General features: G+C 55.2%; 14 protein-coding genes and 1 tRNA gene. 10 read left to right on the forward strand and 5 right to left on the reverse strand.

Going from position 1 to position 16,308, the window contains the following annotated elements; translation table 11 throughout:
- The first annotated feature begins 25 nt into the window (after positions 1-25).
- On the forward strand, positions 26-1,237 hold the full coding sequence (locus IPM31_16260) for a methionine adenosyltransferase (protein MBK9008530.1): 1,212 nt from the start codon (positions 26-28) through the stop codon (positions 1,235-1,237).
- Between the two features lie 58 nt (positions 1,238-1,295).
- Here IPM31_16260 and IPM31_16265 read toward each other — a convergent pair whose 3' ends face one another.
- Positions 1,296-4,526 (reverse strand): hypothetical protein, encoded by a 3,231-nt coding sequence (locus IPM31_16265; GenBank protein MBK9008531.1) that lies wholly within the window; start codon positions 4,524-4,526, stop codon positions 1,296-1,298.
- Positions 4,527-4,807: 281 nt separating this feature from the next.
- Positions 4,808-6,055 carry an FAD-dependent oxidoreductase gene (locus IPM31_16270; GenBank protein ID MBK9008532.1) on the reverse strand — a complete coding sequence of 416 codons (1,248 nt, stop codon included), beginning with the start codon at positions 6,053-6,055 and terminating at the stop codon, positions 4,808-4,810.
- 333 nt (positions 6,056-6,388) lie between these two features.
- On the opposite strand from IPM31_16270, the gene IPM31_16275 reads away from it, so the two are divergent.
- From IPM31_16275 to IPM31_16285, 3 genes are read left to right on the forward strand one after another with little or no spacing between them, the layout of a single operon-like run.
- The gene (locus tag IPM31_16275; protein ID MBK9008533.1) at positions 6,389-7,588 is read left to right on the forward strand and encodes a DEAD/DEAH box helicase; all 1,200 of its coding nucleotides are present in this window, start codon (positions 6,389-6,391) and stop codon (positions 7,586-7,588) included.
- Between the two features lie 12 nt (positions 7,589-7,600).
- Positions 7,601-7,870, forward strand: coding sequence for a hypothetical protein (locus IPM31_16280; protein MBK9008534.1), 270 nt, complete (start codon positions 7,601-7,603; stop codon positions 7,868-7,870).
- Positions 7,867-8,088 carry a hypothetical protein gene (locus tag IPM31_16285; GenBank protein ID MBK9008535.1) on the forward strand — a complete coding sequence of 74 codons (222 nt, stop codon included), beginning with the start codon at positions 7,867-7,869 and terminating at the stop codon, positions 8,086-8,088. Before IPM31_16280 ends, IPM31_16285 begins: the two co-directional genes overlap by 4 nt.
- A 79-nt stretch (positions 8,089-8,167) precedes the next feature.
- Here the strand turns inward: IPM31_16285 and IPM31_16290 are convergent, their stop codons facing one another.
- The 3 genes from IPM31_16290 to IPM31_16300 form a co-directional block, all read right to left on the reverse strand.
- The gene (locus IPM31_16290; protein MBK9008536.1) at positions 8,168-8,380 is read right to left on the reverse strand and encodes a cold-shock protein; all 213 of its coding nucleotides are present in this window, start codon (positions 8,378-8,380) and stop codon (positions 8,168-8,170) included.
- 290 nt (positions 8,381-8,670) lie between these two features.
- A complete protein-coding gene (locus tag IPM31_16295; protein MBK9008537.1) occupies positions 8,671-9,192 on the reverse strand; it encodes a hypothetical protein in 522 nt (173 codons plus the stop codon).
- Between the two features lie 283 nt (positions 9,193-9,475).
- The gene (locus IPM31_16300) at positions 9,476-10,075 is read right to left on the reverse strand and encodes a hypothetical protein (protein MBK9008538.1); all 600 of its coding nucleotides are present in this window, start codon (positions 10,073-10,075) and stop codon (positions 9,476-9,478) included.
- A gap of 480 nt (positions 10,076-10,555) precedes the next feature.
- Here IPM31_16300 and IPM31_16305 point away from each other — a divergent pair.
- From IPM31_16305 to IPM31_16330, 6 genes are all read left to right on the forward strand, one after another.
- A tRNA-His gene (locus IPM31_16305) sits at positions 10,556-10,627 on the forward strand.
- 358 nt (positions 10,628-10,985) lie between these two features.
- Positions 10,986-12,515 carry a glycogen synthase gene (locus IPM31_16310; GenBank protein MBK9008539.1) on the forward strand — a complete coding sequence of 510 codons (1,530 nt, stop codon included), beginning with the start codon at positions 10,986-10,988 and terminating at the stop codon, positions 12,513-12,515.
- Positions 12,512-13,774 carry a glucose-1-phosphate adenylyltransferase gene (gene glgC / locus IPM31_16315; protein ID MBK9008540.1) on the forward strand — a complete coding sequence of 421 codons (1,263 nt, stop codon included), beginning with the start codon at positions 12,512-12,514 and terminating at the stop codon, positions 13,772-13,774. Before IPM31_16310 ends, glgC begins: the two co-directional genes overlap by 4 nt.
- Positions 13,764-15,290, forward strand: a complete 1,527-nt coding sequence (malQ, locus tag IPM31_16320; protein MBK9008541.1) for a 4-alpha-glucanotransferase — start codon at positions 13,764-13,766, stop codon at positions 15,288-15,290. The genes glgC and malQ overlap by 11 nt, the downstream gene beginning before the upstream one ends.
- A gap of 81 nt (positions 15,291-15,371) precedes the next feature.
- Positions 15,372-15,563 carry a transposase gene (locus IPM31_16325; GenBank protein MBK9008542.1) on the forward strand — a complete coding sequence of 64 codons (192 nt, stop codon included), beginning with the start codon at positions 15,372-15,374 and terminating at the stop codon, positions 15,561-15,563.
- Positions 15,563-15,907 carry a transposase gene (locus tag IPM31_16330; GenBank protein MBK9008543.1) on the forward strand — a complete coding sequence of 115 codons (345 nt, stop codon included), beginning with the start codon at positions 15,563-15,565 and terminating at the stop codon, positions 15,905-15,907. Before IPM31_16325 ends, IPM31_16330 begins: the two co-directional genes overlap by 1 nt.
- The last annotated feature ends 401 nt before the right edge of the window (positions 15,908-16,308 follow it).

Here is a 16,308-nt window from a genome sequence, read left to right on the forward strand (position 1 = left end):
ATTTTTTTAAAGGAGTTAGAACGAAATGAGCAACACTTTTATGACCTCCCCCAAACTGATGTTCACGTCTGAATCAGTGACGGAGGGACACCCCGACAAAATGTGCGATCAGATCTCGGACGCGGTGCTGGACGCCTGCCTTGAGCAGGACCCCCGCTCGCGCGTGGCGTGTGAGACCGCCACCAAGACCGGCTTCGTGATGCTGTTGGGCGAGATTACCACCAACGCGAGTTTCAATTACGACGCGCTCGTCCGCAAGGTGGTGAACGAGATCGGCTACGACTCGAGCGAAAAAGGATTCGACGGCAACACCTGCGGCGTGCAGGTTGCCATTGCCAAACAATCCGGCGACATCGCCATGGGCGTGGATAAAGCCCTCGAAGCCAAAGCCGGCGAAATGACCGAAGCCGAAGTGGAAGCGGTCGGCGCAGGCGACCAAGGCATGATGTTCGGTTTCGCGTGCAACGAAACGCCCACCCTCATGCCCCTCCCCATCTACCTCGCGCACAAGTTGACCCGTAGACAAAGCGAACTCCGCAGAGATGGGAGCATCCCCTGGCTGAGACCCGATGCGAAGAGTCAGGTTACGATCGAATACTCGCAAGGCAAGCCCGTCCGCGTCGATACGGTTCTCATCTCCACACAACACGCGCCGGATGTTTCGCAAAACGAAATCACCGAGATCGTCACCGATCAGATCATCATGCCTGCGCTTCCCGAAAACATGGTGGACAAACATGTGAAGGTGTACGTCAACCCAACCGGGCGATTCGTGGTCGGCGGTCCGATGGGCGATGCGGGCGTCACCGGTCGCAAGATCATCGTAGATACCTACGGCGGCATGGGACGTCACGGCGGCGGCGCGTTCAGCGGCAAAGATCCCACAAAGGTGGATCGCTCCGCGGCATATGCGGCTCGCTACGTGGCGAAGAACATCGTCGCCGCGGGACTCGCGGATCGAGTCGAAGTGCAAGTTGCCTACGCGATTGGAGTCGCGCGTCCGCTTTCGGTGAACGTCGAAACCTTCGGCACCGCGAAGATTGCGGATGAAAAGATCGCCTCCCTTGTGGATGAGTATTTTGACCTCCGCCCCGGCGCGATCATCCGTGATTTGGGCTTGCGCGCGCCGATCTACCGCAAAACCGCCGCCTACGGTCACTTCGGTCGCGACGATATCGAATTCCCATGGGAACGGACCGACAAAGCCAGCGCGCTGAAACAAGCCGCGGGTCTATAATGAAAATCAAAAAACGGACAGCCGCTCGGCTGTCCGTTTTTTGATTCGTATGACGTTGCTACGGTGTGGCTGTTTCCGTCGGGCTTGGAACGATGATGGTCGGCGTCAGAGTTGGTTCAGGCAATGCTCCATTCGGCGCCGCAAGACCGAGGTGGATGGCTTCGTAATCGAGGAACGCGTCTCCATTCGCATTGTTAGATTTCAAGAGGATGCGGATCTCGCCACTGGATGAAATGTAGCGCGAAATGAACGGCAGTGCCATCAACTGCTTGCGCCACTCCACCGAACTATCCACGTTGGTGGCGCCGATCGTGAGCCATTTCTTAGATCTCCAATCGTACAGCGCAATGGTCCAAACCTGCGTCGAAGGTCCCGGCGATTTATAGTTGAGTTCCAGCGCCATGCCGGTCACCAGCGAGCGGTTTAAATCTGCCGGGATAAAGAATGACTGGTACCCGTCGTACACGCTAGACGGCGTCTGGAAGGCGACATACGCCTGAGGATTGTTATCCGCTCCCTTTTGGTCGAACAGGCTCAAACTGGCGAGCGAACCGGTGACCGATCCTTTGCTCGTTGTCCATGCGGTTGGGAAGATCGTGCGAACCAGCGGCGAACCGGGAATGGAGGTGTTCGTCGGCAATGGGCTGACCTGCGTAAGCGTATTGGTTGGCACAAACACCGGCGTATTCGTATTCACTGGCGGGTTTGTTACTCCGACCACCGGCGTGTTCGTGTTCACCGGCGGATTCGTCACTCCGATCACCGGCGTGTTCGTGATGGTCGGCAAACTCGTCGCCGGCGGCAATGGCGTGTTCGTGACCGTCGCGCTGGGGAGCGCGATACTCGTGGATGTTGCCGTATTCGATACAACAGTTGTCGGCGTGGATGTGAATGTGCTGGTCACCGGCACAGACGGCGTGTTGGTAGATGTTGACACAAACGTGGGAGTAACGTTCGGGCCCGCCGTTGCGGTTGGTCCGCCTGTGCCATTTGCCGCCTCAGCCCGGGCGATGACTTCGATCTCACCAAGGGCGGCGGCATTGCCACTCACCGAATTGAACTGAACGCGCACGACGCGAGTAAACACTTCAGGGAAGTCCACATTCGTGCCTGTGTCGGTCAACGGACCCGAGTTTTTATTGGCAACTTCAACAGTGCCTGCCGCGTCGCTATACAAACGGACGGTCGCATCCAACACCTTGTTCGATGAGTCGAAACTGGCAGGGTTATACAAACGCACCGTGCGCACAGTGACTGGAACAGGGAAGGTCAACGTCACCCATTGCGCGCTGGGGTTGCCGCCGCCACTCGACCAATAACGCGGGGTGGCGCCGTTGGGGATGCTCATTTTCACGCGACGGTCATTGATGCCGCTGGGCGAACCACTGCCTGTCGAAGAAACCGACACGGTCGCGCCGGTGGCGAGGTTGGTCCACTTGGCGGCTTCCGCATTAGGCACATCGATCATGGTATGCCCGGCATGACAACCGACACACGCAGTCACTGCGCCGGGGCGACCATAGTTTTCGCCCGCTACGTGCGCCGCGCCAGGGGATTCGAAGTAGAACTTGTTATTTCCAACCAGCGGAACTTCATAGCCCGGCTGAGCGGAACGGATCTGCTCGAACAGCGGCACATTGGCTGGGCTTTGCGCCGTCACAGAACCGTCCGGGTTAATCTGCACCTCCTCAAGCAGGATGGGCCAGTCGAAGGCTTCGATGGAGCCGGTCTGTTGCGAACGCTGGTGATCGATGAAAAAGCGGATGGTGTTCGCCGAACCCACAGGCATGGCGTTGAGAATATTCACATCCACCGGCGCATTGAAGTACACGTTCAACGCCTGGAAGGTAAACGTCCCATCGGTGTTGTAAGGACCTTGCGCCAGCGGAGGCAGTTGGCTGGGGTTTTGGGTGATCTTGTCGGCGATCACCGGCGCGGAACGAGGGCGGATCGCGCGCGCGCGGAGTTCGGTGGTGCCAACGTTATCGTACAGTTTGGTCAAGCCACTGCCATCGGCATTGATGATGTATAAGCCGTAATCCTGTGTCGCATCTTGCGCCCACGAGATGATCACGCGACCATCGGGCAAGACATCCGGTTCACCGGCGTAATTGCCCACGTACACGCCGTACGAGTTGGGGTTCGTCTTCACAAACTGTTGAACGCTTTCATCGCGAGTAGTAATGCCGATGATGTGTGAATAGCCATTGGGTCCGCGCTGGTAGCGTCGGATTCCGCCAAAGCCTGCGGCTTCCGTTCCGTTCGCCATCGGGAAGAAGGTGGTGTAAATGGAACCGTCCGGCGCGATCGACCCGCCGTACGCATGGTTAATGTTGCTTCCGTTGAACGTCGTGTTGGATTGCCCGGCAAACTGTTCGAGATCGGTGCCATCGGGGTTGATGGAGGCAAGGAACCAGGAATTGCGTTCCATGTTGAACTTGCCGCCCGGCTCGAAACAGCGCGCGCCGGAACTGTTGAGGGCGCACAAGCCGTCTTTCATAATATATCCGCCGCGCGGGTCTGGGATGGTGCCCATATCGTTGGTAGCGACATGATGGTTGCGCCACCAGCGCGAAAAAACGATCTTCCCGGTCAACGGGTCGACGAGCGGACGATCCGCGCCGTTACGTTCGGATGTGATGCGGTGCAGGTTGGATCCATCGCCGTTGACAACATACAGGTTGCTGGTGCGCGCCGCGCCATACATGCCGAACGAGGGCCAGCGCGTGGACGAAAACGCAACGCGCCCATCCGGAAGCCAGGCGGGATCTGTATCGTCGTAGCGAGAGAGGGATGAAGCCACCCCGCCAAACTGCGACATGTTCAGGTTTTGATCTGCAAAGGTGAGTTGCCTTAGCCCGGTGCCGTCCACATTGATCACGTAAAGCCGCCAGGCGCCCGGGTTATTCATCGGATTTGACGAATAGGAACCGTTTGCCAAGCCGGCGAACACGATCTTTGTTCCATCGAACGAAACGTCCGGCGCGTTAACGTCGATCAGGTTCATCGACGCGGCGGTTGGGGCGGCGCCATCGATCAAAGTGCGCGTGGCGCCGCTCGCTTCACGGACGATCAACTTGCCCGGGGCGGCAACTTGAAAGCGGCTATATGGCATTACGCCCGGCATTGAGCCGCCGGCGGGGTAGTACACGCTTCCGTTCGTCGGGATCTTGCGCGAGACGAACACGATCGCGTAACTGAGCGATTGCTCGCTGGCGCTGGCTTGCGCTGGCGCCACTGCTCCAAACCCTGTGGAGAGAAGCATGAGAAGGAGTAAGCCGACATTCATGACTTTCCTTGCAATCTTTGTCGAAATAGTAAACATGGGACCTCCAGGAAATGAATTGCCACACGAGTGGGCAAACCCTTTTCGATCAGGGTGTGCCTAAAGGTTACATGCCAACCACTTGTATTGAAAGTTTCGCTAAGCAAAAGTTACAAACATTTTTGTAAGAGTCGTCTGAACGAAAGTACTGGGCAGACCAGAGTACCGGCGCGCCTCGTTTGAACTGCCTAACAAACATGCAAAGTGGAAAAATCGCTCCGATTCCCCAGAAGCAAATGCGTGTTTTAAAACCTTTCCGCCGACAGCGGAGTCAAACCCAATTGCGACGCCTCTCCCCGCGCCAGCTGTGAAACCAGTTTGCCGGTGATCGGTCCCAGCGACATACCCAGCATGGCGTGACCAGCCGCGACGATCACATTTTCAAGCTTCTTCACGCGCGAGACGATCGGCAAGCCATCGGGCGTGCACGGGCGAAGACCGCGCCAAATCTCGATGACCCTCGCCTCCGCCAAACCAGGCAGGTAGTCCGACGAGGCGTTTCGCATTGCCGCCACCCGCCGGGGATTGAGCGAAAAATCCATGCCAGCCAGCTCAAGCGTCCCGGCGATGCGAAGCGCGTGACCAAGGGGGTTGATCACCACACGCGCCTCCGAAAACAATAGGGGCAGGCGCGGCGTCACCGGCGGATTTTCCACCGTAACGCTGTATCCCTTGGCAGGCTGAATCGGGATACGCAACTTCAACGCCCGCGCCACCTGTGGCGACCACGAACCGCTCGCAAGGATGATCTGCTCCGCAGTGAACTCGCCGCGCGTGGTGTGAACTTTCGTCACCCGCCCGCCTTGGGATTCAAACTCAAGCGCCTCTGTCTTTGTGTGGAGTTGGGCTCCCAACTCTTGAGCCTTTTCCGCCAACCCGACGACAAAGCGCCGCGGGTCGATACGCCCATCGCGCGGGTAATACACGCCGCCCGCGATCGACGGCAACAGCGCAGGCTCGAGTTCGAGCGCTTCATCACGGTTCACCATGCTGACGGGAATCTTGAACTCTTCGAAGAGGCGTGTCTCACGCCGTTCTTTTTCGAGCGCTTGTTTTGTAAGACATACCAGCAATGAGCCTTTGCCCTCGAAGCCAAAATCAAAGCCAGCCGTTTGCGACAGTTCTTCATACAGAGCGCGGCTGGCAAACAACAGATCGCGCAAGACCGGCAGAGATTTCAACATCTGCCCTTCGCGGCTCGCCCACACAAAACGCGCTAACCAGCGGATTAACTCAGCATCCATGCGCGGCTTGATGTAAAACGGACTTTCAGAGTCGAACAGCCAGCGCAACCCATCGCCCAACGCGCCAGGTGACGCGAGCGGCACGGCATGACTGGGCGCGATCAACCCGCCGTTGCCATACGAACATCCCGAAGCGATCTCGTCCTTTTCGATGAGCGTCACCCGCGCGCCTTGTTTTGCCAGAAAATAGGCTGAGCACACGCCGACTACTCCCCCGCCGATGATGAGAATTTCTGCGTTGGACTTCATGAAGTTATTATAGCAAACCGCTCATCGGTGTGGAATCGGAGGGAAGGGTAGAGTTATCACATGTGGTTTTGTTGTCCGCTAAAAGTTACCTTTACTCCGTGTGTTCCGTGATATCCGCGCGCAAAAGAGCATGGCTCCAGACTTAAGAAACGCTTGCTTAGGCTACTCAACCAGCGAGGGTTGGATGTGGTGTATAATCTCCGCATCAATAATCTACATCAGCAGTCCACCGCTGTTTTCGACTGAGGGATACTCACTCTTTACACGTGCAAGGCTTCTGAAGAACAGGAAACCATTTTGAACTTCACACAATTTAATTTAGATTCCCGCCTCATGCAGGGAATCAAAGTCGCGGGGTATGAAACTGCCACACCGATCCAAGAGGCGGCGATTCCCGCCGCATTGCGCGGACGCGACATCATTGGCACCGCGCAGACGGGAACGGGCAAAACCGCTGCGTTCGTCCTCCCCATTCTCAACAAACTGCTGGATGGACAACGAGGAATGCCGCGCGCGCTCATCGTCACGCCGACGCGCGAACTCGCCGAGCAGATCAATCAGGTCGTGCGCGCGCTGTCGGCGGGGACGGGGCTGAGGAGCGCGACCATCTACGGGGGCGTCGGAGCCGACCGTCAGATCAAGGCATTGCGTCAGGGTGTGGAAATCCTGGTGGCTACGCCGGGGCGTCTGCTCGACCTCATCGGGCAACGCCATGCGAAAATGAATCGCATCGAAATTTTGGTGCTCGATGAAGCCGACCGTATGTTCGACATGGGCTTTCTACCCGATGTGCGCCGCATCATCAAAGCCGTGCCTGAACAGCGGCAAACGATGCTGTTCTCCGCGACCTTCCCCGCCGAAGTGGAACAACTCGCGGCGCAATCGCTCGTTGAGCCGCAAAAAATTGCGATGGGTATCAGCAAGCCCGCGGTCACGGTGAGTCATGCGTTATATCCCGTGCCGCAACATTTGAAAACGGGGTTGTTATTGCGCCTGCTCAAACAAACCGATTCGGATTCGATTCTCGTTTTCGTGCGCACGAAACATCGCGCCGACAAGGTGGCGAAACAGATCGCGCACGCGGGTTATCGCGTCACGAGTCTGCATGGCAACCGCACGCAGGGACAACGCGAGCGCGCGCTTCACGGTTTCAAAACGGGACACTTCCACATCATGGTCGCCACCGACATCGCGGCGCGCGGTCTCGACATTGACAGCATCACGCACGTCATCAACTACGACATGCCCGACACCGCCGACGCCTACATCCATCGCATCGGACGCACGGGGCGCGCGCAACGCACAGGCGACGCGTTCACTCTGGTCACCGATGAAGACAAGGATATGATCCGCGCTCTCGAACGCATCATGGGGCATCCATTGGAGAAAAAGACTCTGCCCGACTTCGACTACTCGCCTCCCGCCCCGCCTCGGTCTGGTCACCAGCGCCGTGAAGGGACTCGCCCCCCACGCCCCGCCCCCACGCCGACGAGGTTCTCGAAGAATCGACTCGCGCCGAGGCGAAGATCGTAATCGGCGAATAGTATGACAAACAAAAAGAAAATTGACCCCATTCCCGAGGAATTCGGCAGTTACGAAGAAGCCGCCGAATTCTGGGACAAACACGATACAACAAAGTACCTGCAAAATTCGCGCCCTGTAAAAGTCATCAGCGAATTTCGTGAGCGTCGCTACGAAATTGCCATTGATGAAAACGTCGCTCAGGTGCTTCGGAAAGCGGCAAGGAAAAAGGGCGTTACACCCAGCCGCCTTGCAAACGACTTGCTACGTCAACGACTTGCCACAAGAGCATGACAAACTCCATTCCGAACACAGCTGACGATAACATGCTGGAAGAATATAATTTCAGCAAGGGTATTCGGGGTAAATACGTTGACCGCTTCAAGGAGGGGAGCAACCTCGTCGTCCTTTCGCCCGATGTGGCTGAGGTATTCACAGATTCCGAATCCGTGAATGAAGCTCTGCGAACGCTTATTAAAATTACGCGTGAAAGTAAAAAGATACCTGCGTAACAACGAACCCGTCTCAATGAGAGGCGGGTTTTGAATCAAAAACAGCCCCGCGAAATCGCGGGGCTGTTCTCTTGTCAAACTAGCTCACTGTGGTGACGTTGCTAGCCTGCGGACCCTTCGGTCCCTGTTCCACGGTGAATTCGACTTTCTGGCCTTCCGTCAGATTCTTGAACCCATCGCCTTGAATGGCGGAGAAATGGACGAACACGTCCTTGCGGCCTTCGCGCTCGATGAAGCCGAAGCCTTTTGTTCCGTTGAACCACTTGACCGTTCCGATAATTCTGTCAGACATTGTATTTGCCTCCTTTGGCAAAAGTAAAGATGTAGGCGTCCTGTTCGTTCCATCGGAGGTAAAACAAAACTGAAGTCGGTCTGATCTCCGTAACGCGACATTCATGTCGCTCTTGCGCAAGAACAACCTGAAAGACGAGATAAATCTCGCCTTACAGCTTTACCGCGTAAGGTGAGTTACTAACCCGAGATCACGTATTATAAGGAAACAAAACGGGACGAAGGTTTTGCCTTCGTCCCGTTTGAGTCCAACGTGTATTGAAGTGAATATCTCTGCATTTCCAAATCTGGCTAATCTTCCACTGGGGCGCAAAAAGTTCCAGTAATCGTCCAGGTTTGGCCATCTTTTTCTGCCGTATCATCAAAGTATCCCGATTCCTCTAATGCCTCCCACTGCTCAACCATCATTCCGCCGTTCTGCCAAAATTTCCCGTACACATAGGAGTTCCAGGAATACCAGAATACCTCACCCTCGCCGCATCCTGCCGCGGGCGCGTCAGCTACAACGGGCGCTTTCGGCTGAGGCACGTGAACCATGATTACCTGCCCCGCCACACGCAACACCCCATCTAGACCGGCATACTTGCCTGGAACGCGGCAAACCACCTTGCCCGTTTCAGCATCCTTGAGAACGCACTCCACAGGGATAGACGTTCCACTGGAAGTCATGTGGGCATTCTTCAATTGCTGTGGGGTGACCCCGGGTATATAAAAAACCACGCGCGAACCAGCCGCGCTGGCTGAGCCAACATTCACCCCCAAGGCTGTCGCAAATACCGCCAAAACCATTACGTATGCAAACCATTTCTTCATTGTTTTACCATCTCCTTTTTATATAGATTGATAACGATGCCATATTCTTGCATATCTTTTTTTAAATGGCAATGGCTATAACCGACAGCCGCGCAAAGCCACAAATAAAATGCAAAGCGTAAAGTTGTAACCTTTTTTAGCGTGTCGAACACGGAACGCCCGGCCGATTAAATGATCACGCCCCGGAAGTTCCGGGGCGTGTTTTGATTCGTCCGGCGGTTACTTATCCGCTTCCGCTTTCACAAGGACAGCGCGCGCCACCACGCGCTTGCGATCCTTAGGATTATGCGACTACCGTAGGAACCAAGGCAAAGTAAATAACCAACCCTGCGATCAGAGCCGCCAATCCCAATAGAGAGAAGAACCCGCGCATCTTACTTTCCGCATGAAGCAGGGACGCCCATGCGGTCAGGGCAAGCCCAAGCGCCATGATCAACATAACAAGTTGAAGCTGGTCGCCGCGTTCGTCCCATTGAGAGCCAATCTCGAAGTTATAGTCTGAGTCATCCCAGTAGGCGATGGCGTCGGCATACAACTCATCGGAATATTGTTCATCCATTGGGTATTCGTCGCCGTTGCGCGCTATCGCATCGAACAGGCTTTGCGAAAAGTTCCCTTCATAATACTCGGCGGCTTCGGGGTTGTTGCCGCTGTTGATATACCAATTATCGTAGTTGCCCTCGTCTTGAATCCAATTCTGATTCGCGCTGAGATATTCAGCATTCCCGTCGTTGAGCGCCTGCATCCCCTTGATCTCGTACTTGTTTTGCTCAGAATCCGCCATGGCGCCCTGATAACTCGAAAAGGCGGTCAGCGCGCTCAACAACGCGATCATGGCGCCTAGAAAAACTTCATTACGCAAAAAACCAAATAAATTCTTCATGTTCCTACTCCTTGAATATGTAGCGATTTGTTTACGAGCGGGATTATATTCAATTAGAGAAATAGTCTGACTTTCAAAATTGTCGGCAGATCGCCGGATATTGAAACGCGTAATTCACTCATTCGCGCCTTTCGCGTTACAACATTCCCCACTTTGCCAAAGCCATGCGCGCCCCGGAAGGAACGGTGAAACAAACGTATAAAAAACCATCCTTGCCACAGAGCGCGCAGAGAACCTCTGAGAAAAACCTATAAAAAATCTCTGTGGACTCGGTGTTCTCCCCTGGCGCCGCCCGCCAGGGCAGGTGTGTGGCTGAGGTTCTTTTTCAGCCTTCAAGAAACACTCTGAGGCCGCAGAGATAAAATCTCAAATTCTCTATGATCTCTGTGGCTTTGGCTTTACACACCCAAATAGCCACTCCCCCAGAAAACAACCTTGTTTGTCGAATTATCAGGTGATATAATCCCGCCGCTTCACATGGAGCCTGTAGCTCAACGGCAGAGCGCTACACTGTGGCTGTAGATGTTGTGGGTTCGAAACCCATCAGGCTCCCAGTACATAGACTTCCGAAGTCTCGAAGATTTCGGAAGTCTGCTTTTAATCCTGCGAACTGATTACTTTACAGAATGCTTTGGGACGCAGACCCTTGCACCGCCCCCAAGGGCAGGTGAAAACGCTGATTCGCCGATTCGAAAGAAAGAAATCTGCGTTTTCCGCGCGAATCAGCGTCCCGAGTTTGAAAGTCAGGACTTACACAGTTGGCGGGCAGTTGTACTGCCGCCGCCGCAGTGCAACTACGGCGCAACAGGTTTAACTGCGTAAGTCCTAAAGTGTAAGGTTATCTACCCGGCGCGTATTTTTTCTCCAAGCCCAAACTCCGCGTCTTTTAAAAACGAGTACAATAGCCCACATGCCCCAAACAATCAACGTTCTATTTCTTGCGGCAGAAGCGGAACCTTTTGTCAAAGTTGGGGGGCTGGGTGATGTGGCAGGCACATTGCCGCGCGAATTGCGCGCAATTTCAGGGGAGGAGATCAAGATCGATATACGGCTTGTGTTGCCGTTGCACCCGGTGATCAAAACGGAAGCCCTGAAACCCCTGGCGATCTATTCCCTACCGAGAGGCAGTTCCGAGGTCCAGGTAGAGGCGTTTGAAGGAACGCTGGGCGGACTCCCGGTATATTTCATCAACGGCGACCCGATCAAGGCTAGCGGCTCGGTATATTCATCCAATAACAAGTTAGACGCTGAAAAGTATGTTTTTTTCTCTTTAGCCGCATTGGAGTTGCCCCACCAAATCGACTGGATGCCGAGCATCCTGCATTGCAACGACTGGCATACCGCCCTTGCGGCTTATGGCAACCTGGTCAAACGCTGGGAGGATAAAAAGAACCGCGTCGCTTCGGTGATCTCGATCCATAACCTGCCTTTCCTCGGTCCAGACATTCGGGAACTCCTCGAGGACTATGGTTTGCCGCTTGCCAAAACCGACCTGCCAGACTGGGCGCGCACGCTGCCTATGCCGCTCGGCTTATGGGCGGCAGATGCGATCATCGCTGTTTCGCCCACGTACGCCGACGAAATCCTGCACGAGGAGTTTGGCTCCGGTTTACAGGACTTCTTCAAGAATCGCGCCGATACGCTAAGCGGCATCCTCAATGGATTGGATGTCGTTTCGTTCGACCCTCAAACTGATTCAGCCCTTTCGGCGCCTTTCAACGCCGAGACGCTCCCCCTTCGTTCCGCAAATAAACTTGCCCTCCAGCGCCGGGTTGGCTTGCCCGAATTGCCAGATACCCCCCTGCTTGGAATGGTCACGCGCATGGACATGCAAAAAGGCGTGGATATTGCCCTCAAAGGCTTGCGCATGTTGAAGAAGCAAAACTGGCAATTCGTTTTGCTCGGCGCGGGCGACCCTAAACTCGAGACGGCGGCTAAAAAAATACAAGAGGAATTGCCGGATCGCGCGCGCGTGGAAACCCGCTACGACGCCAACCTCGCCCGCCAGATCTACGCCGGGGCAGACCTGTTCCTCATGCCTTCGCGCTACGAACCGTGCGGCACCTCGCAAATGATCGCCATGCGCTACGGATGCGCGCCGCTCGTGCGCGCCGTAGGCGGACTGCACGATACGGTCACCGACGGCGAAACCGGGTTCGTATTTGTGGATATAAAAGTCAAATCGTTCAACGAGGCGGTACGACGCGCATTACAGCTCTTTCCAGATCGACCCCGCTGGGCGGCTCTGCAAAAAGCGGGCATGGCAAAAGATTTCAGCTGGCGCGCCTCGGCGGAACAATATGTCGAAGCGTATAAAAAATTGATCGCCGAATCAGCCGCCCCGGCGCGTGAAGCGTATCCGGCTTCGGCAGAGAAACCGCGCAGGCAAATCCGTGAAAGGCAAGCCACAACTCCAGTAGTCCATGGCGAGGCAGAATGAAAACACGAGCAATCATTTTAGCGGGCGGCGAAGGTTCGCGGCTGGGCGCCCTCACCGTCAAACGGACAAAACCCGCCGTCCCCTTCGCGGGCAAATATCGCATCATTGATTTTGCATTATCAAACTGCGTCAATTCGGGAATCTTCGACTTGATGGTATTGGCGCAATACCGCCCACAATCCCTGGTCGAACACATCGGCGTTGGCGCGCCCTGGGATTTAAACCGCGACTTCACAGGCGGCATCAAAATCCTCACGCCGTACAAAGCCCGCAACGAATCGGATTGGTACGCCGGCACCGCCGACGCCGTGCAACAAAATTTCGGCTTCATCAAACAAGGCTCGCCAGACCTGGTGTTGATCCTCTCGGGCGACCACATCTACACCATGGACTATGAGCCAATGATCTCGTTCCACCTCGACCATGAGGCAGACCTGACCATGGGCGTGATCACCGTCCCCATCGAAGAAGCGTCGCGGTTTGGCATCCTTGCCACAGACGACAAATATCGCGTCACCTCATTTGTCGAGAAACCGCCACAGCCGCCATCGAACCTTGCGAACATGGGCGTGTATTTGTTCAAACGCGAAGTGCTCGATAAAGCCCTCTGGGAAGACCGCCAGCGAAAAGGATCGTCGCACGACTTCGGCAAGGATATCTTGCCGCGCTTGATCAAATCAAAAACTCGCGTCTTTGCTTATCCATACAGCGGTTACTGGATGGATGTGGGAACGCTGGCGTCGTATTGGCAGGCGCACATGGATTTGCTCGCGCCTTCGCCCCGCTTGAAACTGTACAATCGAAGTTGGATCATCCACACCCGCACCGCCGAACGCCCGCCGGCGCGCTTCCCCGCCAAAAGCTATGTGTATGCCAGCATGATCTGTGACGGCTGTTTCATTGAAGAAGGCGCGATCGTGGAGAGCAGTGTGCTATCGCCGGGCGTCATCGTTCGGTCTGGCGCGGTGGTGCGCGAATCGATCGTATTGACCGACGCGGAAATCAGACCCGGCGCGGTTGTGGAACGATCCGTGCTCGACAAACAAGCGCGCGTGGAAGAACACGCCCGCGTAGGCTGGGGCGTAACCGATCAAAACATCCGCATCGCATTGGTGGGCAAGAATAGCGTTGTGCCGTCAGGCTATGTGATCGAGCCCGAAGCCGAGATCGGCACCGACGTGATTCAAAGCGACTATCCCGATTCAACCATTCGCGCGGGTCAGGTCATTCAAACGAAAAGACAGCCAAATGAAATTTGACCGCGCGGGCGGAATCCTCATACATCCCACAAGTTTTCCAAGCCCATACGGCATCGGCGATCTCGGTCCGCAAGCCTATCGCTTTGTAGATTGGCTGGCGTCGTCACAATGCAAACTTTGGCAAATCCTTCCGCTCGGTCCAACGGGATATGGCGATTCGCCTTACCAATGTTTTTCCGCGTTCGCGGGCAACCCCTATTTGATCAGCCCCGATGTTTTGATTCAAGATGGACTTCTGACTCAGGATGACCTACGCGACGTGCCAGCCTTTCCCGCCTCTCGCGCGGACTTCGGCCTGCTCATCCCGTGGAAACTGACTCTACTCCTCAAGGCTTTCTCCCGCTTCCCTGCCGCGACAAAAGACCTCCGCGACGGCTTCGATTATTACTGCGCGCAAAACGCTTCATGGCTCAATGATTACGCCCTCTTCATGGCGTTGAAAGATTCGCACGGCGGCAAAGCATGGAACACGTGGGAAAAGCCGCTTCGGATGCGGGAGCAATCCGCGTTGGACAAAGCCCGTAAAGAATTATCCAACGACATCCATCGCCATTCTTTCTATCAATATTTATTTTCGCGCCAATGGGAAAATCTGCGAAAGTATGCCAACGAAAAGGGATTGAAAATCATCGGCGACATGCCGATCTTTGTCGCCTACGACAGCGCGGACGTATGGTCGCACCCCGAATTATTTTTTCTCGATGAAACGGGCAACCCAACCGTCGTCGCGGGCGTTCCGCCCGACCTGTTCTCACCCACCGGTCAACTGTGGGGCAATCCGCTGTATCGCTGGGATATTCACAAAGAATCAGGGTACGCATGGTGGCTCGAGCGGATCAAGTTCGCGTTGAAGACGATTGACATCTTGCGGCTCGATCACTTCCGTGGCTTTGCGGGGTATTATGAAATTCCCGCCAGCGATAAGACTGCCGAACACGGGCATTGGGTTCCGGGACCCGGCTCCGATTTCTTCCGCGCGGTCGACTCAAAACTCAGCGATGGCGCATCCACCGCCGAAATCACACTTCCCATCATCGCCGAGGATTTGGGGCTGATTACACCCGATGTCATCGCGCTCTTGGAAGAGTTTCAACTACCGGGGATGAAGGTTTTGCAGTTCGGCTTCTCCGATCCGAAGAATCCCTTCCTGCCTCACAACTATGTGGAAAATTGCGTTGCCTATACCGGCACTCACGATAACGATACGGCTAAAGGCTGGTTTGAATCAACGACCAGTGAAGAACGTGAGTTCGCGCTTCGGTATTTGAATATTCAGCCTTGCGAAGGTTCCAAACCTTCGCAAGGCTTTGCATGGGACTTGATCCGCGCGGTCTGGTCGTCTGTGGCGACAATCGCCATGACTCCCATGCAAGACGTGTTGAACCTGGGCGGCGAGGCGCGTATGAACTTCCCCTCCAAACTTGGCGGCAACTGGGAATGGCGAATGAGCGAGGGAGATTTGAGCGAGTCGCTGGCAAATAAGTTGCGTGAATTGAATTGGCTGTATTTGAGGTAACAAATAAAAAAGACCTGGGGCTGTCTAAAAAGGGGAGGACAGCCCCTCCTCAGTTGGGGAAAAGTTTAATACAATAGGGAGATGAACAACCGAAACCTCACCTTCAAGCCGTACGCAATGGAGCAGTTGAGTCTGCTGCCGCCGAGTTTGGAAGAATTGATCCCTGAAAAACATCTGGTACGGGTGGTCAATCGCGTCGTGGATGAGCTGGACATCGAGCCGCTTTTAGCAAAATACAAAGGGGCGGGACGAGCAGTTATCATCCGCGCATGATGTTGAAGGTGATTGTGTATGCCTACACCCAGAAGATCTATTCGTCGCGGAAGATCGAAAAAGCGCTGTGGGAGAATATTGGCTTCATGTGGATCAGCGGGGCAACGGCCGGACTTTCACACGATCAACAACTTTCGGAGCGACACGTTGAAGGAAGCGGTGCGGAAAGTGTTCGCTTCGATGATGGAGCTTCTGGTGGAAGAGGGCTACGTGAAGATGGAGAATTACTTTGTGGATGGGAGCAAGCTGGGCGCCAACTCCAACCCGCACAAAGTGGTGTGGGCGAAGAAGACGCAGAAATACAAGGAGAAACTACAACAGCAAATTCAGGCGTTGCTGGATGAAATCGAGCAGGTGAACGAACGCGAGAATGCAGTATACGGGGAGGAAAACCTGGGAGAACTGGGCGAGCAAAGCGAGTTGACGGGCCGAGAAGGTGAAGCGGAAAGCGGCGGAGATCAACGCCCAGTTGAAGGAAAAGCCGCTGACGCCGGAACAGAAAAAGGCAATGAAGAAATTGGAGCAGGAGGATGTGCCGCGTTTGGAGAAGTACGAAGAGCAAGAACGCATTCTGGCGGGACGCAACAGCTATTCGAAAACCGACCCGCAGGCCAGCAGTCTGCGCATGAAGGAAGACCGGGCGGCGCGCAAGCCGCTGGCGCGCCCGGCTTATAACGTGCAAATAGGAACCGAAGGACAGTTTGTGGTGGGCTATAGCTCCACCAACAAGCCGACGATACCAGTT

It is taken from the genome of Candidatus Defluviilinea gracilis, assembly GCA_016716235.1.
Lineage (GTDB): Bacteria > Chloroflexota > Anaerolineae > Anaerolineales > Villigracilaceae > Defluviilinea > Defluviilinea gracilis.

Excerpts from the sequence above, each read along its gene's own strand:
- IPM31_16280 (MBK9008534.1), top strand. The coding sequence starts at position 7,601 with ATGACAAACAAAAAGAAAATTGACCCCATTCCCGAGGAATTCGGCAGT.
- IPM31_16295 (MBK9008537.1), bottom strand. The coding sequence starts at position 9,192 with ATGAAGAAATGGTTTGCATACGTAATGGTTTTGGCGGTATTTGCGACA.
- IPM31_16310 (MBK9008539.1), top strand. The coding sequence starts at position 10,986 with ATGCCCCAAACAATCAACGTTCTATTTCTTGCGGCAGAAGCGGAACCT.
- IPM31_16290 (MBK9008536.1), bottom strand. The coding sequence starts at position 8,380 with ATGTCTGACAGAATTATCGGAACGGTCAAGTGGTTCAACGGAACAAAA.
- IPM31_16330 (MBK9008543.1), top strand. The coding sequence starts at position 15,563 with ATGTTGAAGGTGATTGTGTATGCCTACACCCAGAAGATCTATTCGTCG.
- IPM31_16270 (MBK9008532.1), bottom strand. The coding sequence starts at position 6,055 with ATGAAGTCCAACGCAGAAATTCTCATCATCGGCGGGGGAGTAGTCGGC.
- IPM31_16285 (MBK9008535.1), top strand. The coding sequence starts at position 7,867 with ATGACAAACTCCATTCCGAACACAGCTGACGATAACATGCTGGAAGAA.
- IPM31_16260 (MBK9008530.1), top strand. The coding sequence starts at position 26 with ATGAGCAACACTTTTATGACCTCCCCCAAACTGATGTTCACGTCTGAA.
- glgC (MBK9008540.1), top strand. The coding sequence starts at position 12,512 with ATGAAAACACGAGCAATCATTTTAGCGGGCGGCGAAGGTTCGCGGCTG.
- malQ (MBK9008541.1), top strand. The coding sequence starts at position 13,764 with ATGAAATTTGACCGCGCGGGCGGAATCCTCATACATCCCACAAGTTTT.
- IPM31_16325 (MBK9008542.1), top strand. The coding sequence starts at position 15,372 with ATGAACAACCGAAACCTCACCTTCAAGCCGTACGCAATGGAGCAGTTG.
- IPM31_16300 (MBK9008538.1), bottom strand. The coding sequence starts at position 10,075 with ATGAAGAATTTATTTGGTTTTTTGCGTAATGAAGTTTTTCTAGGCGCC.
- IPM31_16275 (MBK9008533.1), top strand. The coding sequence starts at position 6,389 with ATGCAGGGAATCAAAGTCGCGGGGTATGAAACTGCCACACCGATCCAA.
- IPM31_16265 (MBK9008531.1), bottom strand. The coding sequence starts at position 4,526 with ATGAATGTCGGCTTACTCCTTCTCATGCTTCTCTCCACAGGGTTTGGA.